At 71.0% G+C, this 22,965-nt stretch carries 21 protein-coding genes and 2 pseudogenes; 5 read left to right on the top strand and 18 right to left on the bottom strand.

Translation table 11 applies throughout. From position 1 onward, the window contains the following. The 3 genes from AB0L74_RS19310 to AB0L74_RS19320 all read right to left on the bottom strand — a co-directional run. The coding region (locus AB0L74_RS19310; protein ID WP_365653272.1) for a glycosyl hydrolase family 18 protein at positions 1-744 on the bottom strand (744 nt) is incomplete at its 3' end. 443 nt (positions 745-1,187) lie between these two features. Beyond that, positions 1,188-1,580 (bottom strand): VOC family protein, encoded by a 393-nt coding sequence (locus AB0L74_RS19315; protein WP_365653275.1) that lies wholly within the window; start codon positions 1,578-1,580, stop codon positions 1,188-1,190. Further along, entirely contained in the window at positions 1,577-1,882 is a 306-nt protein-coding gene (locus AB0L74_RS19320; RefSeq protein WP_365653514.1) for a metalloregulator ArsR/SmtB family transcription factor, read from the bottom strand. Before AB0L74_RS19320 ends, AB0L74_RS19315 begins: the two co-directional genes overlap by 4 nt. 431 nt (positions 1,883-2,313) lie before the next feature. Between AB0L74_RS19320 and AB0L74_RS19325 the strand changes: the two genes are divergently transcribed. Continuing rightward, positions 2,314-4,143: a glycoside hydrolase family 18 protein gene (locus tag AB0L74_RS19325; protein ID WP_365653278.1), complete on the top strand. Its 1,830-nt coding sequence runs from the start codon at positions 2,314-2,316 to the stop codon at positions 4,141-4,143. A 92-nt stretch (positions 4,144-4,235) separates the two neighbouring features. On the opposite strand, the gene AB0L74_RS19330 is transcribed toward AB0L74_RS19325, so the two are convergent. The 4 genes from AB0L74_RS19330 to AB0L74_RS19345 all read right to left on the bottom strand — a co-directional run bounded on the left by AB0L74_RS19330 (position 4,236) and on the right by AB0L74_RS19345 (position 9,212). After that, entirely contained in the window at positions 4,236-5,591 is a 1,356-nt protein-coding gene (locus AB0L74_RS19330; protein WP_365653281.1) for a M14 family metallopeptidase, read from the bottom strand. A gap of 475 nt (positions 5,592-6,066) precedes the next feature. Further along, a complete protein-coding gene (locus AB0L74_RS19335) occupies positions 6,067-7,122 on the bottom strand; it encodes a medium chain dehydrogenase/reductase family protein (RefSeq protein ID WP_365653284.1) in 1,056 nt (351 codons plus the stop codon). 49 nt (positions 7,123-7,171) lie between these two features. Beyond that, positions 7,172-8,524 carry a carotenoid oxygenase family protein gene (locus AB0L74_RS19340; RefSeq protein WP_365653287.1) on the bottom strand — a complete coding sequence of 451 codons (1,353 nt, stop codon included), beginning with the start codon at positions 8,522-8,524 and terminating at the stop codon, positions 7,172-7,174. A gap of 124 nt (positions 8,525-8,648) precedes the next feature. Then, positions 8,649-9,212 (bottom strand): TetR/AcrR family transcriptional regulator, encoded by a 564-nt coding sequence (locus tag AB0L74_RS19345; protein WP_365653290.1) that lies wholly within the window; start codon positions 9,210-9,212, stop codon positions 8,649-8,651. A 333-nt stretch (positions 9,213-9,545) separates the two neighbouring features. Here AB0L74_RS19345 and AB0L74_RS19350 point away from each other — a divergent pair. Further along, a pseudogene (locus AB0L74_RS19350) lies at positions 9,546-9,795 on the top strand (PaaI family thioesterase); the annotation flags it as partial. A 155-nt stretch (positions 9,796-9,950) separates the two neighbouring features. On the opposite strand, the gene AB0L74_RS19355 reads toward AB0L74_RS19350, so the two are convergent. The 5 genes from AB0L74_RS19355 to AB0L74_RS19375 form a co-directional block, all read right to left on the bottom strand. Then, positions 9,951-10,370 carry a lasso peptide biosynthesis B2 protein gene (locus AB0L74_RS19355; protein ID WP_365653293.1) on the bottom strand — a complete coding sequence of 140 codons (420 nt, stop codon included), beginning with the start codon at positions 10,368-10,370 and terminating at the stop codon, positions 9,951-9,953. Further along, the gene (locus AB0L74_RS19360) at positions 10,367-10,576 is read right to left on the bottom strand and encodes a lasso peptide biosynthesis PqqD family chaperone (RefSeq protein WP_365653517.1); all 210 of its coding nucleotides are present in this window, start codon (positions 10,574-10,576) and stop codon (positions 10,367-10,369) included. The genes AB0L74_RS19355 and AB0L74_RS19360 overlap by 4 nt, the downstream gene beginning before the upstream one ends. A gap of 28 nt (positions 10,577-10,604) precedes the next feature. Continuing rightward, the gene (locus AB0L74_RS19365) at positions 10,605-12,452 is read right to left on the bottom strand and encodes an asparagine synthase-related protein (RefSeq protein ID WP_365653296.1); all 1,848 of its coding nucleotides are present in this window, start codon (positions 12,450-12,452) and stop codon (positions 10,605-10,607) included. Positions 12,453-12,543: 91 nt separating this feature from the next. Further along, positions 12,544-12,687 (bottom strand): lasso RiPP family leader peptide-containing protein, encoded by a 144-nt coding sequence (locus AB0L74_RS19370; RefSeq protein ID WP_365653300.1) that lies wholly within the window; start codon positions 12,685-12,687, stop codon positions 12,544-12,546. Between the two features lie 83 nt (positions 12,688-12,770). Then, positions 12,771-12,965 carry a hypothetical protein gene (locus AB0L74_RS19375; RefSeq protein WP_365653303.1) on the bottom strand — a complete coding sequence of 65 codons (195 nt, stop codon included), beginning with the start codon at positions 12,963-12,965 and terminating at the stop codon, positions 12,771-12,773. Positions 12,966-13,166: 201 nt separating this feature from the next. On the opposite strand from AB0L74_RS19375, the gene AB0L74_RS19380 reads away from it, so the two are divergent. Beyond that, on the top strand, positions 13,167-13,622 hold the full coding sequence (locus tag AB0L74_RS19380) for a hypothetical protein (protein WP_365653306.1): 456 nt from the start codon (positions 13,167-13,169) through the stop codon (positions 13,620-13,622). A gap of 184 nt (positions 13,623-13,806) precedes the next feature. Then, a complete protein-coding gene (locus AB0L74_RS19385; protein WP_365653309.1) occupies positions 13,807-14,595 on the top strand; it encodes an ATP-grasp domain-containing protein in 789 nt (262 codons plus the stop codon). Between the two features lie 454 nt (positions 14,596-15,049). On the opposite strand, the pseudogene AB0L74_RS19390 reads toward AB0L74_RS19385, so the two are convergent. Together AB0L74_RS19390 and AB0L74_RS19395 are read right to left on the bottom strand one after the other, a co-directional pair. Next, positions 15,050-15,454 (bottom strand): annotated as a pseudogene (locus tag AB0L74_RS19390) (aldo/keto reductase); the annotation flags it as partial. Between the two features lie 173 nt (positions 15,455-15,627). Further along, complete coding sequence (locus AB0L74_RS19395) at positions 15,628-16,266, bottom strand: TetR/AcrR family transcriptional regulator (RefSeq protein WP_365653313.1); 639 nt, start codon at positions 16,264-16,266, stop codon at positions 15,628-15,630. A 127-nt stretch (positions 16,267-16,393) separates the two neighbouring features. Here AB0L74_RS19395 and AB0L74_RS19400 point away from each other — a divergent pair, with 127 nt between their 5' ends. Further along, positions 16,394-17,845 carry an amidase gene (locus AB0L74_RS19400; RefSeq protein WP_365653316.1) on the top strand — a complete coding sequence of 484 codons (1,452 nt, stop codon included), beginning with the start codon at positions 16,394-16,396 and terminating at the stop codon, positions 17,843-17,845. Positions 17,846-18,133: 288 nt separating this feature from the next. Here the strand turns inward: AB0L74_RS19400 and AB0L74_RS19405 are convergent, their stop codons facing one another. The 4 genes from AB0L74_RS19405 to AB0L74_RS19420 all read right to left on the bottom strand — a co-directional run bounded on the left by AB0L74_RS19405 (position 18,134) and on the right by AB0L74_RS19420 (position 22,925). Then, entirely contained in the window at positions 18,134-20,098 is a 1,965-nt protein-coding gene (locus tag AB0L74_RS19405) for a pentapeptide repeat-containing protein (protein ID WP_365653319.1), read from the bottom strand. A gap of 256 nt (positions 20,099-20,354) precedes the next feature. Beyond that, on the bottom strand, positions 20,355-21,515 hold the full coding sequence (locus AB0L74_RS19410; protein WP_365653322.1) for an oxygenase MpaB family protein: 1,161 nt from the start codon (positions 21,513-21,515) through the stop codon (positions 20,355-20,357). A gap of 86 nt (positions 21,516-21,601) precedes the next feature. Further along, positions 21,602-22,654 carry a polyprenyl synthetase family protein gene (locus AB0L74_RS19415; protein ID WP_365653325.1) on the bottom strand — a complete coding sequence of 351 codons (1,053 nt, stop codon included), beginning with the start codon at positions 22,652-22,654 and terminating at the stop codon, positions 21,602-21,604. After that, entirely contained in the window at positions 22,647-22,925 is a 279-nt protein-coding gene (locus AB0L74_RS19420; RefSeq protein ID WP_365653328.1) for a polyprenyl synthetase, read from the bottom strand. The genes AB0L74_RS19415 and AB0L74_RS19420 overlap by 8 nt, the downstream gene beginning before the upstream one ends. Positions 22,926-22,965 lie beyond the last annotated feature (40 nt).

Here is a 22,965-nt window from a genome sequence, read left to right on the forward strand (position 1 = left end):
GTACTGCATGTTCAGCCACCACAGGCGGCCGTTGTCCGCGTACTTCTTGATGATCGGCAGGTACGCGCCCCAGATCGACCCGTAGACCACGCTGCCGCCAGTGACGTAGGCGGTCTCCGGGGCCATGGTGAGGCCGAAGCCGTCGGGCATGCGCTTGAGGACGCCGTCGATGATGCGGATCAGGTTGGTCTGCGACGGGGAGAGCTGGTTGATGTTCCCGGTGCCGACCAGCCCGGTCTCGATGTCGATGTCGATGCCGTCGAAGTTGTACGTCTTCAGGATCGGGACGATCGTCTCGATGAACCGGTCGGCGACGGCGGCGGAGTTGAGGTCGATGCCGGCCGTCGCCCCGCCGATGGAGAGCAGGATCGTCTGCCCGGCCGCCTTCGCCGCGCACATCTCCGCCGGGGTGGCCACCTTCACGCCCGTGTCCATGCCGTTCTCCCACAGCGCCGTGCCGTCGGAGCGGATGACCGGGAAGGCCGCGTTGATCACGTTGTAGCCGTGCTGGGCGATGCGGGAGTCGGTGATCGGGGTCCAGCCGAAGGGCGGGTGGACGCCGTTGGAGGAGCCGTCCCAGTTCTCCCAGTAGCCCTGGAGGACCTTCCCGGCGGGTTTGGGTTTCAGGGCGCAGGTGTCGGCGGCGGGGGCGGCCGACGCGGCCGGGGCGGCGACGAGCGCGAGCGGGGCGAGGAGGGCCCCGGTGAGCGCGGCGGCGAGCGAGCGGACGGTGCGGCGGACCATGCGTGGCCTCCCGGTGGGGTGCCGTGGGAACTGGGGACATGCGGAGCCGGCGGTGCGGGGCCGCCGACTGTGTGTCGAAGACATGACATGACAGTCGTCGATGACGACAGTGCTCTGGTCCAGACCATCCGTCAAGAGGTCTGGACCAGAAGGGTATGGGGGGACATCCTGTGAGGGATGGCCGCTGACGCCCCCTGCCGGCGTCTGAACCGATCGCTGGACTCTGTGCCCGCTCATGCGCACGTACCGCGCCCGCAGAGGGAGGCGAAGCGCGGATCGCCCGGCACCCCCTTCCGCCGGCACTTCGGCTTCACCGTCCGCTCGCCGCGGCTGCCGGGGGGCGGACCGGCGCCGTGGGCGATGCGGTGCGAGCCGCGCCGCCCCGCCGACGGCGGCCGGCCGGCTGGACGTCGTCGCGGCGGACCCCGTACGCGGTCCGCCGCCTACTGAGGCTCGGTCGCGATCTGGATCAGGTTGCCGCAGGTGTCGTCGAAGACGGCGGTGGTGACGGCGCCCATCGCCAGGGGCTCCTGGACGAAGCGGACGCCGAGGGCGCGCAGGCGCTCGTACTCCGTCCGCACGTCGTCGACGGCGAACTGGGCGAGCGGGATGCCGTCGCCGACGAGCGCGTCACGGTAGGCCTTGACGGCCGGGTGGCCCGCGGGCTCCAGGAGGAGTTCGGTGCCGCCCGGCTCGTCGGGGGAGACGACGGTCAGCCACCGGTCCTTCTCGCCCACGGGGACGTCGTGCTTCTTCACGAAGCCGAGGATCTCGGTGTAGAAGCGCAGGGCCTTGGCCTGGTCGTCGACGAAGACGCTGGTCAGGTGGATCTTCATGGGGTGTTCTCCTCCGGTCCGGACGGGTCGGGTGGGCTGAGCCAACGCTCGGTGATCTGCCGCAGCGGGGCTGTGTTCAGGTCGTGGAACTTGTAGCGGCCCTCCCGCCTGGTCTCGACGAGCCCGGCGGCCTCCAGCACGGCGAGGTGCTGGGAAACCGCCTGGCGTGAGATGCCGAGCCGGTGCTTCATGCTCAGCCGCGAGCAGATCTCGAACAGTGTCTGTCCGGACTTCTCCGCGAGCTCGTCGATGATGGTGCGGCGGGTGGGGTCGGCCAGGGCTTTGAACAGGTCGTCGGCCACCACCCCAGAATAGGCAAGCATTCACTTGCCTATCAACCCGGGACGCCTCGCACGCCGTCCGGGCCCGCCCTCGGGCCCCCGGCGGCCTGGTGACCGGCGGCGCGTCATGGTCCGTCTCGGCCGGCGGACCGCTGGGGCCGGAAGGCCGCACGGCGCTGCCGGCCCCGTGACCGGCCGGTGGACGCGGCCACCCGGGCGGTCCCCGCGCCCGGCGGCCCGGCGCCCCGACGGCCCCGGCCGCCGCACGCCGCCTCCGGCCGCCGCACGGCTCGTCCCGAGTGCCGCACGCCGCGCCCCGAGGGCCGTCGGCCGTTCGTTCCGAGGGACGTCCGACGGCCCGCTCGCCCTCCCGAACCCTTGACAACCCCATTGGTCTGGACCAAGTTGTCCGTGCCCCGCCCTCCCCCTCTCCCCCATCCCCGGAGGCAGTTGTGGACCACGCCCGCTCCGGCAGACCCGTCCCCCTGCCGCGTCGCCTCGCCGCCGTCACGGCCGCCGCCGTGGTGGCCTCCGGCCTGGCGACGCTGCCGTCTCCCGCCCGCGCCGCCGACGCGGAGCTCGTCCGCAACGGCGGTTTCGAGTCCGGGCTCGACTCCTGGACATGCGGCCGCGGCACGACCGTCGCCTCGCCGGTCCGCTCCGGCTCCGCCGCCCTGCGGGCCACCCCCGAGGGCAGCGACAACGCGCGCTGCTCGCAGACCGTGACGGTGCGGCCGGACCAGCAGTACACGCTCTCCGCCCAGGTCCGCGGTGCCTACGTCTACCTCGGCGCGACCGGCACCGGCACCACGGACGTCCAGACCTGGAGCCAGTCGGCAGCCGACTGGACGGCGCTCGGCACCACCTTCCGCACCGGCCCGAACACCACCCGGGTCACCCTCTACACCCACGGCTGGTACGGCACGGGCGCCTACCACGTGGACGACGTCTCGCTCGTCGGCCCCGGCGGCGACACCCCGGCCCCGCAGCCGCCCGCCCCGCCAGCCGGGCTGACCGCGGGGTCCCTGACGCCGACCGGTGCCACCCTCACCTGGCAGGCCGTCACCGGAGCGGACGGTTACGCGGTGTACCGCGACGGCGTCCGGATCCGGACCGTCACCGGCACCTCGGCCGTGATCACCGGCCTGGCACCGGAGACCGCCTACAGCTTCCAGGTCACCGCCCTGAACGAGGAGGGAGAGTCGGCGCGCTCGCAGGCAGTGGTCGTCACCACTCCCGCCGGGTCCGGCGGCCCGGGCGGTTCCGACCTGCCCGCGCACGCCCTGGTCGGCTACCTGCACGCCGGCTTCGCCAACGGCTCCGGCTACACCCGCCTCGCCGACGTGCCCGACAGCTGGGACGTCATCGACCTCGCCTTCGGCGAGCCCACCTCGGTCACCTCGGGCGACATCCGCTTCGAGCGCTGCCCGGTGAGCGAGTGCCCCGGTGTGGAGAGCGACGCCGAGTTCAAGGCGGCGGTCCGGGCCAAGCAGGCGGCGGGCAAGAAGGTCCTGATCTCCATCGGCGGCCAGAACGGCCAGGTCCAGCTGACCACCACCGCCGCCCGGGACACCTTCGTCCGCTCCGTCTCCGCGATCATCGACGAGTACGGCCTCGACGGCCTGGACATCGACTTCGAGGGCCACTCGCTCTCCCTGAACGCCGACGACACCGACTTCCGCGCCCCGAGGACCCCGGTGATCGTCAATCTGATCTCCGCGCTCAGGACCCTCAAGGCCCGCTACGGCGACGACTTCGTCCTCACCATGGCGCCGGAGACCTTCTTCGTGCAGCTCGGCCACCAGTACTACGGAACCGGCCGCTGGGGCGGCCAGGACCCGCGGGCCGGCGCCTACCTGCCGGTGATCCACGCCCTGCGTGACGACCTGACGCTGCTGCACGTCCAGGACTACAACTCCGGCCCGATCATGGGCCTGGACGGCCAGTACCACTCCATGGGCGGCGCCGACTTCCACATCGCCATGACGGACATGCTGCTCACCGGCTTCCCGGTGGCCGGCGACGCCGACCGCTTCTTCCCGCCGCTGCGCCCCGGCCAGGTCGCCATCGGCATGCCCGCCACCTCCCAGGCCGGCAACGGCCACGTCGCCCCCGCCGAGGTCGTCAAGACCCTCGACTGCCTCACCAAGGGCACCGGCTGCGGCTCCTACGCCACCCACGGCACCTGGCCCGCCCTGCGCGGCCTGATGACCTGGTCGATCAACTGGGACCGCTACGGCGGCTGGGAGTTCCAGCGCACCTTCGACCGCTACTTCCCCTGACGGACCGCCTCGGCCCCGGCGCCGGGGCCGCCCCCGGAGACAAGGCCGCCCCGGCGCGCGGGAAGCGCGCCGGGGCGGCCCCTCCGTGTCCGTCAGGCGCAGTACTGCGCCTGCTTGCCGATCGACCGGTACACGCAGTCGGCGTTCTCCAGGAGTTGCAGCACCGCGTCGCGGTTGCGGGACGTCTCCCGCTCGATCACCTCGTCGGGCGGGTAGAACCCGCCGCCGGAACCGGACGACGGGTACATCTCGAAGGTGTACGAGAAGATCTTGTGCACACCCCAGAGGTAGTCGTTGACCGACCCGTCCGTGATGTACAGGTCGCTGGACTGCTGGGCGGTGTAGCCGTTGCTGGCGGCCATCTTCTGCCCCACCGCGGCGAAGGCGTTGCGGTCGTCTGCCGTCATGCCCGTCGTCGTGTCGGAGTAGGTGTAGCCGAACGGCCACAGCACCAGCTCGCTGTACGTGTGGAAGTCGATCCCCGCCTTGATCTGCTGGGTGCCGCCCACCACGCGGCTGCGCACGAAGTCGGCGACCACCTTGACTTCCTTGGCCGACTCGCCCGCCGTACCGCGGTAGGTGTCGGAGGACGGGGAGCCGGAGGAGCCGCCGCAGCAGCCCCAGCGGTGGTTCCAGTTGCGGTTCAGGTCGGTACCCACGTACGAGGAGCCCGGGTTGGGCTGGCGGTTCTTGCGCCAGGAGCGGTAGGAACCGGTGGCGATGTCGTACTCGCCGCCGTCCGGGTTGAGGTCCGGGATGATCCAGATCTCCCGGCCGTTCACCATGTTGGTGACCCGGGAGTCGGTGCCGTAGTCGCTGGTCAGCTCGCGCAGCAGGTAGAGCGCCATCTCCACGGTGAGGTGCTCGCGGGCGTGCTGGTGGTGGGTGAACAGCACCTCCGGCTCGGCCTCGTCGGTGCCGACGTTGTCGCTGATCTTGACGGCGACGATGTTGCGGCCCTGGTACGAGGTGCCGATGACCCGCTGGGCGGCGATCTGCGGGTTGGCCTGGACGATCGAGTTGATCGCGCTCGTCATCTCCGCGTAGTTGTGGTAGCGGGAGTCGGCGGACGGGAAGTCCAGGACGCGGAGATCGCCCTGGCCGGCGGACCGGTCGGGGACCGCGCCGAGCGGGGTGATGTCGTAGCCCAGCGCGCGCAGCTTCTCGATCTGGCCGGCGCGGCCGGAGACGACGACGCCGTGGCCGTGCACCTCGTCGACGGTCACGCCGGCGCGCTGCAGGGCGGTGCGGTCCTCGGCGGTGGAGCGCAGGTGGATCTCGTACTGGCGGACCTCGTCCGCCGCGGCCGCCGCCCTGCCGGTGCCGGCCGCCGGGGTGTCGTCGGCCGTCGCCGAGACGGGGGCCGCGAGGGCGAGCGCCAGCAGGGCGGCGAGGGCGGCGGTGCGCCTGCGGCTGCGGGCGCTCGAGCCGCGGATGCGGAGTCGCATGAAGTCTCCTTGTTTCTCCGGGAGTTCCGGGATCTCCGGACATGGGAGGTGAAGCGGGGGTGGTGCTTCGGCGCGACGTGCTGCGGGTGTGCCGCTCATCGTGCGTTGTTGGCATGCTCAGGTCAAGAGTGGGATTCACGCATCCCGGCGTCATGCCGTACGGGTGGCGGGGGCACGGGAGATGATCGCGCTGAGGGCCCCGGGGCAAGTGGTGCCCGGTTCGGTCACCGTCCCGGGGAAGGGCCCGGGCCATGGCGCGGGGCACTGGCATGGTTCCCGGGCAGGAGCACACGGTCGCCGACGTCGAGCGTGCCGGGGCCGATCCAGCGGTATCCGTAGCCGTCGACGGTGACGGCCTGGTCGCCATCGGCTTCGAAGCGGCGGTTCTGGGCGTCGAGCTCTTCCCGCAGGGCTCGTATCCGGCGCTCAACAAGGAGCGGGGAGCGAGCGGCCGGGGGCCTCGGGCGTCGCGTGTCTACGGCACCAGGACGACCTTGCCGACGACGGTGCCGGATTCCGCGAGCCGCACCGCTTCGCCGACCTCGGTGAGCGGGATGCGTGCGGCGACCTGGGGGGTCAGCTCGCCGGCGGCGAGGAGTGCGAGGACCTGGCCCAGGTCGGCGTGGAGCCGGGCCCGGAAGGCGCCGGGCCGGCGGCGCCCGGCCCAGATGTTGTAGAAGTGGGCGCTTTTGCCGTTGGGCAGCGCGTTCCACAGTGCCAGGCGGGCGAGCAGCTTGAGGACCGGGGCCTTCGACGAGCCCTGGACGTCGCGGGTGGCGGCGGTGCCGTAGGAGACGAGGGTGCCCTTGGCGGCGAGCAGGCGGTAGGAGGTGAGGATGCCCTCGCCGCCGACGTGGTCGAAGACCGCGTCGTAGCCCTGCGGGGCGTGTCCGCGCAGCCGGCCCTCCAGGTCGGGGGCGCGGTAGTCGACGGGGACGGCGCCCAGGGCGCGGACGGCGTCGTGGTGCTTGGCCGAGGCGGTGCCGACGACCCGGGCCCCGGCGACGCGGGCGAGCTGGACGAGGGTGGAGCCGACGCCGCCGTTCGCGCCGTGCACGAGGACGGTGTGGCCGGGACGGACTTTCGCGAGGCGGTGGAGCATCTGCCAGGCGGTGATGCCGTTGACCACGAAGGTTTCCGCCTCGGCGGAGTCGACGGACTCGGGCACCTCGGTCAGGTCGCCGGCGTCGACGCTCACCTGGGTGGCCCAGGCCCCGGTCTTGGTCAGGACCGCGAAGCGCCGCCCCAGCAGCTCGCCCGGGACGCCGTCGCCGACGTCGACGGCCCGGCCGACGAGGTCGTAGCCGGGGACGAAGGGGAAGGGCGGCTGGTCGTAGTACTTGCCGCGGCGCATCTGCTGCTCGGCGAAGGAGACCCCGGCGGCCTCCATCGCCAGCACCACCTGTCCGGAGCCGGCCGGGCGGGCGGGCCGGGTGCGGACCTGGATGCCGTCCGGTTCGACGACACCGGGGAGCACCGCTTCGGTGACGGTGGAGGGGACGGCGGAGACGGGGGCGGGGAAGTCCTGCATGGTGGTGCTCCTTCTCAAGGGTGAGTCGACGGGATACCGGGCGGGGGCATCAGAGGGCGGAGTCGGGGATCCACGAGCCGTGGATCATCGCGGGCACCCGCCGGGGAAGGCGGACGGTGGCGACCGGGGGCAGGGCGAGGTCGGAGGCGTCGAGGACGACCAGCCGGGACGCGTCGGCGTTGAGGTCGCTGACGACGGTCAGCAGGTATCCCTCGTCCTCACCGGTGGCGCCTGCCGCCTGGACGAAGACCGCCTCGCTGGGCAGTTGGCCGGTGCCGAAGGGCAGCAGGTGGCGGGCGCCGGTGGCGCGGTCGTACTTCACCAGGGCGTGGTTGCCGATCCCCAGGTCGTCGGGGAACGACAGGGCGTACTGGAAGCGGTGCTCGCTGCCGGTGAAGCGGTCGTTGATCGTGGGGAACTCCACCGTCAGGTCGTCGGTCTGCTCCTCGCGGACGGTCCCGGCGGCCGGGTCGATGGTCCAGCGGCGGCCGCGGGACCCGGAAATCGGCTCGGCGCCCCGGTCCTCGGCGCCGACCCACCAGTTCCAGGAGCGCTGCCAGCCCTCACGTCCCACCGTGGGCCCCTCGACGACGACCCGGCCGCGGGCGTCCTCGTAGGCGTTGGCGATGTGCATGCCGTAGCCCTGGCCGATCTCGGTCCAGCGGATCCGCCGGGCTGCGCCCGCCCCGCGCGGCATGACGCCGATCCGCGCGGCCTGCGTGTCGCTCCAGCCGTAGGGGATTCCGGAGTGCTCGCCGGGATCGAAGGTGACCGAGCCCTCCAGGAAGACCACGTAGTGCTCGGTGATCGCGAAGTCGTGCTTCAGCGCGGCGCTCGCCCCGGGCACCTCCTGGCTGTCGAGCACCTGGCCGTCGGCGGAGGCGACGTGGTGGATCAGGTACGGCGGGAACGGCGAGGAGGCGAAGAAGTGCAGCTCGCCGGTGGCCGGGTCCTCCTTGGGGTGGGCGGTCATGGCGGAGGTGAGCCTGCCGCCGAAGTCGTAGGCGCCGACGGTCTCCAGCTCGGCCGTCAGCTCGAAGGGCAGCGCCGCCTCCGACAGGGCCAGGAGCCGTCCGCCGTGCTCGATGACGTGCGTGCCGGCGGTGCTGGCGGTCAGGTCGGGTCCGCGGTCGGTCATGGTCGGGGCGCCGTCCAGGGCGGGGGTGCGGACCCACCGGTTGCGGTACCACTCGGCGCGGCCGTCCCGCAGCCGGATGCCGTGCACCATGCCGCTGCCCTTGAACCAGTGGGTGGGGGTGATGCCGGGCTTGGGGTTGTGGCTGTTGCGGATCAGACGGCCGGTCAGTTCGGGCGGCAGGGCGCCCTCCACGCTCAGGCCGGTCGCGGTGATCTCGTCGGCGACGGGCGTGTAGTGACCGGTCAGGTAAGGCTTGCTGGTCATGATCGACCTCGGTTTCGAGAGACTTGATGAACGCGAGCGTGTGTGGTTGACCACTCACTAAGAGGGGCGAAAAAACGGCGGCCGCCTGTGCGCCGACACGGAGGCCGCCTGCCGGGAGGAGCGGTCAGTAGTGCGTGATCCCGGCGCTCAGAGTGCGGGTCCAGGGCGCGGAGACCGCCTCGGCGTCGACGGAGACCAGCAGGTGACAGAGCATGCCGACGGCGAAGAACCGCTGGATCTGCTCGTCGCTGCCCCCGGAGGCGCTGCGGACGTACTCGACGGTGCGGGCGTACCCCGCCCGCACCGCCTCCCTGATCGCCGGCTCGGAAACGGCGGCCGCCTGGGCGTGCAACTGCACCAGCATTAGATCGTTGTCGCTGATCAGGCGGGCATAGGAGTCACCCATCGAGGCGAGGACCACCTCCGGATCACCGCTCCCGGCGCTTGCCGCACCACCTTCGAGCGCGGCGCGGACCCGGACGAAGCAGTGGTCAACGACCGCCGCGAACAGCGCCTCCTTGTTCGGGAAGAGCCGGTACACGTAGGCCTGCGAGATCCCGGCGGCCTTGGCCACCTCCGTGGTGGTGGTGCCGAAGTACCCGCGGGCCGCGAACGCCCCGATGGCCGTGCGCAGCACCGTCTCCCGACGTTCCTCGGCCGTGGACAGTTGGCGGCGTTCCGTCTTCATGTGAGTACTCAACCACTCACACTCGTCGGCGTCAAGCGCGAGCGTGCTCGCCCTTACCACCGCCCGCTGGCCCCACTGCCCCTGGCCTTCGGCGGCGGGGGCCCGGCACAGGCCGGGATCGACGAGAAGGCCCCGGTGATCACCGGGACACCCTCGTCATCGACGCGCCTCTGGACCGGGTCTAGCACCTCTGGACCGTGTCTGGCGCGTCCCTGCCGATGCCGGCCCGCCTGGCCGCCGAAGGTCGGCTCCGCGGCCCGCTCCCCCGGCACCGGGGCCGCGCCTCGCCCCGCTCGGCGGCCGGCACCACCGCCATACCGCACGTCCCGCACCAACCCCCTCGGCACCGTCCACGGCGGCATCGCCGCGACCCTCCTCGACTCCGCCATGGGCTGCGCCGTCCACACCACCCTCGAACTCAAGGTCAACTACATCCGCGCAAGCCCGCACCGACGGCCAGACCCTCACCGCCACCGGCACCGTCATCCACGCCGGCCGCCGCACCGCCACCGCCGACGGAAAGGTCCTCGACGAGCAGGGCAAACTCATCGCCCACGCCACCACCACCTGCGTGATCTTTTAGGCCGTCCGGCCGCAGCCGGCTCCCCACCGCCGTCAGGTCCGACCGCCGCGGTGATGGCGTTGGGAATCCCGGCCGCTGGGCACCCCGCCTCGCCGTCCGGCAGCGATCACGGCCGTATCTCCCGGCCACCAAAACTCCTCGCCGGTGGGGACCGTTCATGCGGTACGGCGGGCGCCTACGGTGATCATCGGCCGGTAGGTGATGGTGTCGACGGGTTCACCGACCGGGCGGCCTTCGGCTTCTACCCAGGCGTGGGCTGCGAAGGGCGCGGTGCGTACGCCGGAGCACCAGGTGGGCCAGTGGCCGCGGATCCGGCACAGCAGGGTGGTCGCGAGGGAGCGTGGGAGGCAGTAGCGCCCGGCGCACAGGGTGCTGACGGCTGTGACGTCCTGCCGCGCGCGCAGGGCTTCGTCGTACCGGGCGGGGCGGGCGCCGCGCCGCGCGAGGCGCAGTACGGCGCGGATACGGCGGGGTGGCAGCCGGGCGATGATCCGGGCCGCGCTGACGGCGGTGCGGGCGGCGAGACGGCGGCGCAGCGGCGGGCGGGTGCCGTCGGTGTCGAGGGTCTGCCTCACGAGAGGGTCACCAGCCTGTGCTGTTCGAGGTGGGCGAGGAGCGCGGTGACATCGGCGCGGGCGCGGTCGTAGGTCACGGGGCGGGTCGCGGCGAGTCGTTCGGCGATCCGGTCGGGGTGGGCGCCGTCCAGCAGGGCGGTCAGGATGATCGCGCCGGTGCTGTTGAGCTGCCAGTAGCGGCCGGTGCGTTCGTCGAGGAGCACCATGCCGTCGTCCGTGGCGCAGGCGGTGACATCAGGGCGCAGTCGGTTCAACGTGCCTCTCCGGGGTGGGGTGGTGTTCGAGGTCGCGCAGCCATGCCTCGGTGCCCAGTGTGGCTTCCAGTTCGGCCGCGTCGCCGGTCAGCAGGCCGGGCGAGAGGAGTGCGTCGCGCAGCGGCTGTTCGTCGGCCAGGCCCGCCGCCACCAGGCGGGACTGTTCGGCCCAGGCGGCGAGTTGGCGCCGGTGCAGGCGCAGGCCGTCCCACCATTCCAGCCCGCTGTGGTCTTTGGTCGTGCGGTTCAGGATGCGGGCGGGCACCAGGTTGTCCATGGCGGCGGCGAGCAGCGGCTTGTACGACCAGGGGCTGGTGGCCTCATGGGGGCGGGCGGCCAGGGCGGCGTCGAGGACGGCGTCGTCGCAGAAGGGTGTGTGGGCGGGCAGCCCGGCGAGCGCCGGGTGCTGTCCGAGGAGTGCGGTGATGCGGCCCGCCTGCCGCATGGCGTGGATCCAGGCGTGGCGGCCGCGGTCGCCGTCGAGCGGCTCGGCGTCCCGCGCCGCCGCGCGCAGCTGCTCGCGGCACAGCTCCACGGCCTGTTCGCTCGCCCAGGGGGGCAGCCGCACGGGCATGCCCCAGCCCAGGGACGCGGTGGCCGGCGGGGCAAGGGGCAGCCGTACGGCGGTGTCGGCGAGCCAGGAGGCGTACGTGCGCCGGTCCAGCAACGCGCGCGCCATCGCCGTGAGCGTCCAGCGGTTGTGTGCGCGCAATCCGGTGGCGTGCCGCAGGCCGGTGGTCAGGGAGCGGCGCAGCGCCGTGTGCAAGTAGGCGGGAGGCGGCTGGACGACGTGGTCCCCGCCATGCCCCACCAGCCGCCAGGTGGCCCCGCGCGCCAGCATCGCCTCGACCAGGTGCCGCTGCTGCGCCTGGTCGCGCAGCGCCGGCGTGGGCTCGTCGGCGGGAGCCTGGCGCTCGTCGAGCCCGGAGAAGTAGGCGGGCAGGCCGGCGGAGGGGAACACCAGGTGCTCGGTGCCGGGCACCTGCCCGGCGGCGTGGGTGGCGTAGAAGCGGTCCTCGTTCGTGGGCGCGGCCCAGTCGAGGGTGACGGCGACCAGTCGCGCCCCCGCCTGGGCGGCCAGGAAGCACAGGGACGTCGAGTCCATGCCGCCGGACAGGTCCGCACCCACCACCTCCCCGGGGCGGACCCGCAGCGCGACGGCCTCCCGCAGGGTCTCCCTCAGCCCGGCGGCGGCCTCGGCAAACGGCAGCTCCCCCACGGGGGGATGCCACCACCGCGTCGCCCGCACACCTCCGTGCGGCGCCAGCACCACGGCGTCGCCGGGCAGGACGGCGTGCACCCCGCGCCACAGCGCACCGTCGGCGAGCGGATGCGGCACGGTGCCGCCGGCCAGGCGCAGGGCCAGCTGGGCGGTGTCCACGTCGGCGCCGGTCAGCCGGGCGAGCGTGCGGGCGCGGTCGGCGCACACCGTGACGCCGTCCACGTCCGCCCGGTACACCCGCCGCTGCCCGGAGTGGCTGCCACGAACGTAGGTGTGCCCGGCGACGGACGCGATGACGTGGAAGCCGCCCAGGGCGCCCGAGAAGGCGGACTCGATGTCCGCCACCGTGCGCACCTGCCGGGCCCGGACGGCCAGTTGGGCGGCGGTCAGCGAACAGCTTCCGGCGACGGCCAGCCGCACCGTACCCGTGGTGTGGGCGGACAGCTCCCCGTCGGACCAGCAGCCGGCCAGCCACGGCCGGCCGGAGGCATGCGGTACGACCCGGAGAGCGTCCGGGCTCGCCGCACTCCGCAGACGGGCTGATACGTGCGGGGGCATGTCCCGGTCGGGGAGAACGACGAACCAGCGGTCGGCGGCAGAGCCCATGAACCTCTCCCGGGTGCGTATGAGGGGGACGGTGGGAAGCGGGGTGGCCGGCCCGGGCCACCATGGCCCGGGGGCGGCCACCCGAGGCAGGTCAGACCGTGATCGCGTAGCTCAAGAGGCCCTCGGGGAGCCCGAAGGGCGTTCCCTGGGTGGCTTCGGCGTAGTCCCCGGCCTCGGCCAGCAGAGGCGGCTCGTAGACGTCGACGGTCTCGATGCTCTCCAGCACTTCACTCACAGCGATCACCTCCGGTCACGTGGAGACGGAATTTCCATCTCCGCAGCAGCAGTTAGACACGCCGGGAGACGACGCCGCCACGGTCACCGCGCGAAACCCACCGTGTGAGGGACGGAACGCAGCAGCATCCGGCGAGCGCGGGGGTGCCGGCCGGCGTGGTGGGCGTTGAGCTCGCGGACCGGGGCGAACGGCTTGTCCATCCGGCAGGCAGTGTCCTGGGCCTCCAGGTCGGCGATCAGCGCCTCGTCGATGTACGGGCCCGCGCCAGGAGGCGGCACCGGAGCCGGGACAGAGGGAAGGGAAGCCGGCGGCATCAGGCGCGCAGTGGCATGGACGTACTCCTGGAGCGTCTTTGCGTCCCGGTGCTGGCGGATCGCACGGCGCGGCCCCCGCCGCCAGTCGCCTTCCGCCGCCGTGCCTCCGCTGGATCCGCCCCACGCCGCCGGCTCCGGTCAGACGCTCTGGAGGGCTCCGACGCCGTGATCACCGTGATCACACCGGACACGGAAGATCATGTCATCCGTGACCAGCAGGTACGGGACAGCTCTGAGAGAACCGAACGGCCCTATGCGCCAGGGGCGGGCGCGCGTCGCCGCTCGGCGTGCGTCGTTAGCCCATTCGTGGCAGCATGGACCATGGATAAATGTAATTCGCTCCTTGCGCTGGAGGCGAGAGCGATGACCGAGTTTCTGCTGGGCCGACCCCTCGATGAGAGCCAGGACGGCTTCGTCAAGATGCCGCCCCCTGTCGTGCTGGCTGTTCAGCCCAACTCGTACGTCCCCATGACGACCCCTGAACAGCTGCGCGCATGGGAAGAAGCGGTCCGAATGACCACGGGCATCGAGATAGTCGCCGATAATCTAGCAGGCAGGGCGAGCGAATCAGGGTCGGAGGGTAACAACAAGTGCATCAGCGATGACTGTGCCCTCGTCTGACACGATCCTCGCCGTTTCAATCCACAACGACTTCCACTCACTCGCCATCCAGTACGCGGCCCGCAGCCGGGGTGTTCGCGACTTCCATATTGTTGAGTGCGACAGAATGAGTGGCCAGCACAGCCTCGCCTGGCGTTCGCACGGAGGCGGCCCCGCCATCGTTCGGACCTCTGAGGGAACTTCTGTGCCCATCGGGGAGGCGGCGTTGCTCTGGTGGCGGCGGGTCCGAGCTGATCAGGAGGTGGCTGGCGAGTTAACCGGCGAGCATGAGCGCAGCCTCGTGAACAATGACTGCCGCGGGGCGCTTGCTGGAGTTCTCGCCGCAGAGTTCCAGGGGCAGTGGATTTCACCCCCGGACGCGACTGATCGGGCTGCGGACAAGGTGTTTCAGCTTGCGGTAGCGGAAAAAGTCGGGTTCCGAGTACCGAGGACACTCGTTTCCCAGTCACGCGAGGATGTTATCGCCTTCAAGCAGCAGGTCGGGCGAGTCATCGTCAAGCCGGTCGTCGGAGCTCGCGGGCCGTTGATGTTCACGCAGTTCATCGACAGTCCGGAGCTGATACCCGCAGAGTCATTCGATGTGTGCCCCGCCATCTATCAGGAGTACATCGAAGGGCGCCGACATATAAGACTGAACTGCTTCGGTGAGCAGATGTACGCTGCGCTCATAGAAACAGATGTCCTCGACTGGCGGCCGAACCTCAGCGTCGCCAACATATCCAAATGGAAAGTTCCGCGGGATGTCGCGGAGCGGGTAATGGCGGTGCTTTCTGCGCTCGGGTTGCGGATGGGTATCGTGGATCTCAAGTTGGCTCCACATGGGGAGCCGGTGTGGCTGGAAGTGAATCCGCAAGGCCAGTTCCTCTTCTTGGAACCGCTCCTGGATGAGCCGATGACAGATCACTTCGTGGACTTCCTCCTCACCGCTGCTGGAACCACGGGTAGCCAACCTGCTGAATACGACGGGCACTGACAGGGGCCCATCAGCCGGGCGGGTACGAGGGGGGCCGCGGACTACGAACGCGCGGGCGCAACCTGGCCGCGCTCACCCAGCTCGACGGGTGACGTCGCCCGGCTCGACCGCGAGTGCGGCGCGCGCGAACGCGGTGTCCTCAATGTCGCGCCGGGCCCGTCACACCTGGGCGATGGGGCCGGTCCGGGCCAGTCGCCGAGCGGCACCTCGAAACTGAGGCGCCACGGCTTATGGCCGTCGGCGGCGCAGGTGACCCACAAGCGCATGAGTCCGTCTCGGTGCTTCTGCCGCCGGCGCGGTGCTCCCTCAGCGCCCTCGACCAGGACGGCCGGAGACAACTTCACAGCCTCCACCCCGGTCTCCGGCGCCCTGCGCCTGCCGCGCGCTCCCGATGCGTCCGAGCTGCACGAGGACGACGACGGCTCGCAATGGCTGAAACCCGGGGCCGGGTTGGTCAGTCGTGCGGAGTGGTGGCTGGGCGTGCGGGGATCGCGTCGAGCGCGGCGAGGATCTCCTCGTCGAGGGTGATCGCGCCTGCTTCCAGGTTGGCTTCGAGGTGGCTGACGGCGGCGGTGCCCGGGATGAGGAGGGTCTGGGCGCTGTGGTGCAGCAGCCAGGCCAGAGCGACCTGTACCAATGTGCGCCCCAGGCGCTCGGCGGCGAGCACGGCCGGCTCGTCGGTCACCTTCGCCGTCCCGGGGACCGCGCCGCCGAGGGGGAAGTAGGGCATCCAGGCGATCTGCTCCGCGGCGCGAAGCTTGAGCAGGTCCTCGTCGTCGCGGGCCACAGGGCTGTAGGGGTTCTGCACGCACACGATGCCCGCCGGCAGGGCGCGGCGCGGTACGTCGAGGGAGACGCTGCACGTGGTTCCTCCCGCCCGGGCCGCCGGGCGCGGCTGAACACCGCCGGCCGGTGGTCAGGACGCCGGGCCAGCGGTGACCGCGGCGCCGGAGGCGGGCCGGACGGCGTCGGCGCCATGCACGCTGACGTCCGCGCGGTGGGATTCCCGGGTCAGCGCGATGGCTGCCGTGCTCAGCGCGCAGACCGTTGCGGTGGTCCGTCAGGGCTACCGCAACGGCAGCGGTGCCGATCCAGGATCCCCTCGACGGTCCTCATCAACCGATTCCCCGCTTGGTCGATGCTTCCGTTCTGCGTGCTGACCTGCGCGCCTTCGAGTACGAAGGTGATCTCGGCCGCGGCCTGCTCGGGATCGGGCAGCCCGGCCCCGGCGCACATGCCGACCAGTCTGCGGGTCTGGTGGGCCTTGTGCTTCTCGATCACTTGCCGTGCGGGATGGGAGCGGTCGGGCAGCTCGGCGAGGGAGTTGATGAACGGGCAGCCCCGGTGCGAGATCTCCGGCAATCCCTCGGCGATGAAGCGAGCCAGGCCAAGGATCTGCTCCCTGGGCCGGCCGGGGTGTTCGGCCTCGGCCCGGTCGAAGGCCGCCTGGTAGTCGGCGGCGACGATCCGCAGCCACTCCGCGACCAGCGCGTCCTTGGTTTCGAAGTGCCGGTAGATCGCCATTTTGGTGGTCTCGGCCCTCTCGGCGATCGCCTGGACGCTGACCCGGCGGATCCCCTCGCTTTGGAAGAGCTCTTCCGCTGCGTCGAGGATGCGCTCACGGGGCGGCAGTTTCGCCACCCTGTTCGGCCTTCTGGCGGTCGATGGCACGGCTTCTCCATGGCGTCCGGTCCGGTGCGGGCCCCCACCCGCTGCCAACGGTACCAGTCCGTTCCATGCGATACCGTTGGGTATCGCAAGAGACCCAACGGTATCGTCTTATCTGCTGGGAGGGACAGTGAGAGTTTCCGAGTACGTGAGCTTCGACGCGGTCGGGCTCGCGGAGCTGGTGGCCAAAGGCGAGGTGACCCCCGCCGAAGTGGAGACAGCCGCACGCGAGGCCGCGCAGGCGGTCAATCCGCGGATCAACGCCATCGTGGAGACATGGCCGACCGACGACGCCCCCGATCCGACCGGCACACCGCTGGCCGGGGTCCCTTTCCTGATCAAGGACATCGCGGTCTCCATGGCCGGGAGGCGGATGGAGCTGGGCAGCCGTCTCGCACTCGGCAACGTCGCCGGCGCCGACTCCTCCTTGATGCTGCGCTTCCGCCGCGCCGGCCTTGTGACGTTCGGGCGGACCGCGACACCGGAGATGGCCTACAGCATCACGACGGAACCACTGCTGTACGGCGCGACCCGCAACCCGTGGAACCTGAGGCGGAGCGCGGGCGGATCCAGCGGGGGCGCGGGCGCGGCTGTCGCCGCCGGGGTGGTCCCGATCGCACACGCCACCGACGCCGCCGGCTCGCTGCGCATCCCCGCCGCCTACAACGGCCTCTTCGGGCTGAAGCCCACCCGCGGCCGGGTCTCCATGGGCCCCGGCGTCGACGAGGTCTTCAACGGCCTGGCCGTGCACGGCAGCGTCAGCCGCACGGTACGCGACAGTGCGGCACTGCTCGACCAGATCCGCGGCCCGGAACCGGGCGACCCCTACTTCGCCCAGCAGCCGTCCCGGCCGTACGCACAGGAAGTCACCCGCCCCCCGGGCCCGCTGCGGATCGGTGTCCTCACCCAGGCGTGGGGCGGACGCCGCACCACCCCGCCCGTGGCCGACGCGCTCTCTCGCACCGTGCGTCTGCTCGAATCCCTCGGCCACCAGGTGGAGGAGGCCAAGGTCGACCTCGGGGCCGGCTGGGAGGAGTTCGTCCTGGCCAACGCCCGCCTGATGACGGCGAATCTGACGGCCCAGGTCGACGAACTGGCTGCCGCCTTCGACCGGCCCGTCGACTCCTCGACCCTCGAGCCGCCCACCCTGGCCGGCTACCACTACGGACAGCGGGTCAGCGGCGCCCAGTTGGTCACCGCTCTCACGATCCGGAACCGGGTCGCTCGAAGCATGGCACGGTACTTCGACACCCGCGACATGCTGCTCACCCCGACTCTGCCGGAACTGCCCGTGCCCCTGGGCACCTATGCCGGGGGCGCTGAGGCGCTGGACGGCCTCGGCTGGATCGCCTGCCTCAACGACCGCTCACCGTTCACCATGGCGTTCAACGTGGCCGGCACGCCCGCCATGTCCGTGCCCGTGACGGCCGACGCCGAGACGGGGCTCCCGATCGGTATGCAGTTCGCCGCCGGTTACGGGTTCGAAGGCCGCCTCTTCCGCCTCGCCGGACAACTCGAACAGGCAAGTCCCTGGTCGGGCCGGACCCCCACGGTGTGGGCGGGGCGCCCCACCGGCCCCTGAGGAGCGCTCCTGCCAAGCCGGGAGCCCACGGGCGAGGACCATGCACCGAGCGACGGGGAGAACCACGCCGTGCGGCACCTGGCGAGACCCCGGATGGACCGTCCGCGCCCTCGGACGCCCCTGAGCCGCGGTTTCGTCGCCCGGCCCCGTGGCTCCTGCGCAGTCGGCGCACGCGGCCGGGGCCACACCGGAGCCGCCGGCGGCGTCCTGGTGGCCGAGCGGGCAGCCCGGTCGCTTCAGTGCGTGGTGGCTCCGGTGTTCTCCTGGGTTGGCCGTGAGGACGGCGGCTCAGCGTTTGACGCGGTTGCGGAGGGCCAGGACCGCGAGACCGAGAAGGACGGGTTCGGTCACGCGAGAGGCCATCTCGATGTAGGTACCGGTCGTGGTCAGGTCCTGTCCGCTGGAGCGGAACACCACGGAGTTGAGTGTGACGTTCAATGCCTTCTCGAAGCGCTTGCCTGTGAACCTGTCCCCGGTGGGGTTCTTCGGGTCGGCCTTGCTGATTTCGAAAGTGACCTTGCCTCCATCGGGTGGCACCGTGCCGGTCGCTTCCTGTTTCGGGGAGTCCTCTGGAAGCCCTAGGCTCATCAGCAACACGATGGTGACGAGCATGGCGACAGCGAGCCAGCCCAGGGCGCGGGAAGCGCGTAGACCGTAACCGGACAGCAGCCAGTACCCCCATAGCAGGAAACGTTCGCCGGGCGGGGTGCCGGTGCGGTCGTGGCGGCGCATCTCCATTTCGCCGTAGTAGAAGTCCGCTGCTCCCGGCTCGTTTTTACCGTCCTCAAACGCCTTGCGTAACTGCCGGTAGAGCGTTGCCACGTCCTCCGGACCGGGGGTGAGGCCGGGGTCGAGATGGTCCGGCCCGGTGCGCCAGAGACGGGTGGAGAGGGCCTGGCCCGCAGCCGGGGCCGGCTGGCCGGCGGTCTGCGCGCGCCAGTGGTGTTCCTCGACCAGGGTGCGGCGACGAGTCCACTGGTAGGGCCATATGGCGCGGCGGAAGTGCAGGCCGGTGGGGGCGGCGGCGAAGATGCAGTGCCCTTCCAGACGGAGCTGGTCGAGGTGGAAAGCCTCGGAGAACAGGCAGTCGGTCAGGTCGATGTCGGTCAGGACCAGGTACATGGCGTCCACTCCACGCACCGAAGTCACCCTGACTTCGCTGTCGGTGCCTGCCAGCAAGCTCTCGTCTACCGTCATGAATGGGGCGGGGTGAGCGGTCACCGCCACGGGGAAGGACAGCACCGCATGGCTGAGATCTACCACTGCGTAGCGCAGACGCAGGGTCGCTGTCGACTCCCACCGGGTCCTGCCACAGTGAACCTGCGACGCCGCGATGTCCAGCGTCACCGGCACCTGGAACACCGCACCGGAGAGATCCACCTTTTTGGCACACACCACGGGCCCGAGCGAGGCGGTGCCGGAGAACCGCGTTTCGATGAACTGGGCGTCGCCGGAGAACCGCGCTCCGGTGAAATTGGCAGCGCTGGAGAACTGTGCTCTAGTGAAACTGGCATCGCTGGAGAACCGCGCGCCGCCGAACCCGGCGCTGCTGGAAAACTGTGTTTCAATGAAACTGGCTTCACTGGAGAACTGCGCCTCGTGGAACCGGACGTAGTCGGTGAATTGAACCGCGACGAATAAGACGTCGCTGGAAAACTGCGTCTCATCGAACCGGGCGAAGTCGGAGAAGCGCGCTCCGGCAAACCAGGCGAGACCCGAGAACTGCGCCCCGGTGAACCAGGCTTCGGCGAACTGCACCTCGCCGAATTGGGCGTCCCTGAAGAACTGCGCTCTGTTGAACTCGGCGATGCCGGAGAACTGCGCTCTGTTGAACCAGGCGTCGCGGGAGAACTGGGCTCCGGTGAAATTGGCAGTGCCGGAGAACCGCACGTCGAAGAACCTGGCGTCACTGGAGAACCGCGCGCCGCTGAACGCTGCGGTGCCCGAGAACTGCGCTCTGTCAAATTTGGCGGTGCCGAGGTGGGGTTTTCCTATGGCGGGGTCGTGGAAAGCGTGGAGAAGAGCTTGGAGGAGTGGTTCGGTGAAGGGTGTGCCACGGTGGTCGATGTCGCTGCCGGGGGCCAGGCCGGCCAGATAAGCGTCGCGGTCGGCGTCGTTCAGATGGGCGAGACACGCGGTGTGGCCGGGGACATGGATGCCGCAGCAGCCGACCGGGTCCTCCGCGGTGGCACCGTGGCCGCAGTGCGGCCAGGCAGGCGGAGCCGGGGACGGTACAGGGCTCGGGTGCGTCATGCCCAAAAGACGATCCACCCGGCCCGTCGGTTGCGCAGGCCGCCGCCCCGAAGGACATCACTGACGTCTCCGGCGCGCCGCTGAAGGACCCGCTGCGGCGAATCGTGTGCCGCGGCAATCTTTCCTGCGGTCCGTCAGTGGCCGCGCTACTTGCCGCTGCGGGCCGCAGCTATACGTGAAGATGACCGTGCGGGCGTTCTACCTCGACATCGGCGAGTGGGCCCTGAACGAGCCCGAACGGTGGGGGCGGTGGGTCCTACGAGATGGTGGTGGCGGGCGGTGTCCACCGGTGGGTGCGTCGCAGGGTGCCGCTGACACCGAAGTCCTTCTTCAGTTGTTCGGGGATGGCGTAGTGCATGACGCGTCCGCGGGTGAGGGAGGACAGCTCGAAGATGGTGGTGAGGTGGCCGAGGCGGTCCAGCGCCCAGGCTCCGAGGGGGGAGCGGTCCTCGATGGTCTCCAGCACGCCGAGCAGGTGGGGCACGGTGTTGACGACGGTGTCCCATGGGGTACGGGGGACCTGAAGCCAGTCGGCGCAGGTGTCGCCGATCAGGTAGCGGATCAGGGCCGAGACGATGGGGTCGAAGAAGGTGCCGGGCACGACCTCCTCGTAGAGGTCGATGAGTTGCCGGGTCAGGCGGGCGCCTTCTTCGGAGGGCCCCATGTGCCGAACCATGTACAGGTCGAGGAACCGCCGGGCCTCTTCCAGGGTCTTGGGAACGGCCTCCTGGTCGACACCCAGGATCGCGCCGACCACACGCCAGGCGTAGAAGTACGCCTCGGCTCCCTCGACGCTCATGTGGATGCCGAGCCGGTGCAGACTGTCCAGGACCAGGAGGGAGAAGAACATCTGCCCGCCGATCATGTCCTCCTGGCAGATCGGCGTCCCCATCGCTGCGGTGTCCCAGCGGTCCTCCCGTTTGAGGTGGTGCCGGATGGAGGCGTGCAGCAGGCGCACTTTCTGGGCGGCCGGGACGAACCGGCTTCCTGCCTCGAAGGCGTCGGGCCGCATGAGGTAGACGGTGAACTGGCCGGTCTCCGCCATCCGCTTGGACGGGTAGTTCAGCCCGTGGGTGGCCGACAGCAGCTTCGCGACGTGCGGGACGACGTAGCAGGCGGGCATGGACGCGAAGGACAGCGCGGTGGAGATGTGCACGTTGTTGTCGATGAAGAACAGCCGGGCCTTCTCCATCTCGCCCCAGTCCACCCACGCCGGTGGCACGCCGGTGGCCTGAAGGTACTCGCGTGCGACGTCGGGCAGCCCGTCCGGCAGGGGGGCGCCGGCGGTGGAGACGTGGCGCATCAGGGCGTTGAACTTGCCCACCTCCCCGCGCTCGAACAGTTCGGCGACGACGGCGTCGGCGAGGTCGTCACCGGCCTGGCGCAGGGCGTCCATCGAGGCCTCGGTGCGGGTCATGGCAGAACTCCTTGTATGGGGGGGATTTCCACGAGGCGGGGCGGTGGCCGCCGGGGAGCACGGACCGCCCATCCCGGTGTGAGAGGTCAGGACCGGCGGACCGCCGCGGAGCGCGCCAGTGCGGTCAGGGCCGCGGCAGCGTGCGCGGGAACGTCGAGCTCGTGCAGAGCGCCAAGAGCCGTCTCGACCCGCGCGGTGATCATGTCCTCGATGAGGTCGGGTGTCTTCAGCCGGCGCATCAGCTCGCGGACCGTGTCCAGCCCCTCGGTGCCCAGGTCGCGTCGGCCGAGCAGGCCGCGCAACCGCTCCCGCTCGTCCTCACCGGCCCTACGCCAGGTCTCCGCCAGCAGAGCGGTGGGCCGATGGCCGCAGAGATCGTCGGCGTTGGCCTTGCCGGTATGTTCCGGATCGCCGAACAGGCCGAGCAGGTCGTCCCGCAGCTGGAACGCCTCGCCCAGCGGCAGCCCGTAGGCGGAGTAGCCCTCGCGCAGCCGCCCACCGGCCCCGGCCAACGCGCCGCCGATCAGCAGGGGTTGTTCGACCGTGTACTTGGCGGTCTTGTACCGAATCACCTTCAGCGACGCAGCGGTGTCCGGATCGGCCCCGGTGTGCAGGATCTCCAGGCACTCGCCCGCGACCAGTTCCCGGGCCAGCACCGCCCATGAAGGACGAGCCCGGGACAGGTACGCCGCGGGCAGACCGCTGGTGGTGAACATCTGCCCGGCCAGCGACATCAACAGGTCCCCGACCAGCATCGCCAGTGACCTGGCGGCGCAGACGGCACGCGGGCGATGACGTACCGCACCGCGCAGCGCCACATGGGCCGTGGGCCGACCGTGCCGCAACGGGCTGTCGTCGATGAGATCGTCATGCACGACCGCAGCGGCATGCACCAGTTCCATGGAGGCCGCCGCCCGCACCAGCGCGTCACTGTCCGGCTGTCCCGCCGCACGCCAGCCCCAGTAGCAGAACGCCGCCCGCAGCCGTTTGCCGTCCGCGACCGCCGCCTCCAGTTGCCCGGCCACCGGCTCCAGGGCAGGGTCGACCGCCGCCAGCTGGTCGGCCTCCTGCGCGACGAAGTCGCGCAGGACCTCGTCGACGCGGCTCTTGAACGCGGCCGGCTCCCACCGCTCAGACATCACCGGCGGCCCGCCGGGACAGGGCGTGCTGGGCGAGAGTCTCCAGGTGGGCCGGGGGAACGGCCGCGTACCGGTCCAGCGCGATACGGCCGCGCGCCATCAGGTCCTGCTCGGCCTCCGCGGCCAGGTCCGCGGCGTCCGAGCGGCGCAGCAGCCCCCGCACCGTCCCCAGAGCCGACCCCAGCGTGCTCACCGCCAGATCGGCCACTCCGGCCACCAGCAGCACCGTCCGTTCGTCCAAGCTCCCGCGGCCATCCGTTCCCCGCGTCATGCCCGTCCCCCTCCCGTCCACGTCCGAGCGGCGCCGTTAA

Origin of the sequence: Streptomyces sp. NPDC052020, from assembly GCF_040680575.1 — a bacterium.
Taxonomy (GTDB): Bacteria; Actinomycetota; Actinomycetes; order Streptomycetales; family Streptomycetaceae; genus Streptomyces.

What these genes read in the sequence shown, in the direction of transcription:
- AB0L74_RS19405 (WP_365653319.1), bottom strand. Translation starts at nt 20,098, where the DNA reads ATGACGCACCCGAGCCCTGTACCGTCCCCGGCTCCGCCTGCCTGGCCG.
- AB0L74_RS19415 (WP_365653325.1), bottom strand. Translation starts at nt 22,654, where the DNA reads ATGTCTGAGCGGTGGGAGCCGGCCGCGTTCAAGAGCCGCGTCGACGAG.
- AB0L74_RS19335 (WP_365653284.1), bottom strand. Translation starts at nt 7,122, where the DNA reads ATGCAGGACTTCCCCGCCCCCGTCTCCGCCGTCCCCTCCACCGTCACC.
- AB0L74_RS19345 (WP_365653290.1), bottom strand. Translation starts at nt 9,212, where the DNA reads ATGAAGACGGAACGCCGCCAACTGTCCACGGCCGAGGAACGTCGGGAG.
- AB0L74_RS19360 (WP_365653517.1), bottom strand. Translation starts at nt 10,576, where the DNA reads ATGGTGCTCCTCGACGAACGCACCGGCCGCTACTGGCAGCTCAACAGC.
- AB0L74_RS19365 (WP_365653296.1), bottom strand. Translation starts at nt 12,452, where the DNA reads ATGGGCTCTGCCGCCGACCGCTGGTTCGTCGTTCTCCCCGACCGGGAC.
- AB0L74_RS19340 (WP_365653287.1), bottom strand. Translation starts at nt 8,524, where the DNA reads ATGACCAGCAAGCCTTACCTGACCGGTCACTACACGCCCGTCGCCGAC.
- AB0L74_RS19315 (WP_365653275.1), bottom strand. Translation starts at nt 1,580, where the DNA reads ATGAAGATCCACCTGACCAGCGTCTTCGTCGACGACCAGGCCAAGGCC.
- AB0L74_RS19420 (WP_365653328.1), bottom strand. Translation starts at nt 22,925, where the DNA reads ATGACGCGGGGAACGGATGGCCGCGGGAGCTTGGACGAACGGACGGTG.
- AB0L74_RS19330 (WP_365653281.1), bottom strand. Translation starts at nt 5,591, where the DNA reads ATGCGACTCCGCATCCGCGGCTCGAGCGCCCGCAGCCGCAGGCGCACC.
- AB0L74_RS19410 (WP_365653322.1), bottom strand. Translation starts at nt 21,515, where the DNA reads ATGACCCGCACCGAGGCCTCGATGGACGCCCTGCGCCAGGCCGGTGAC.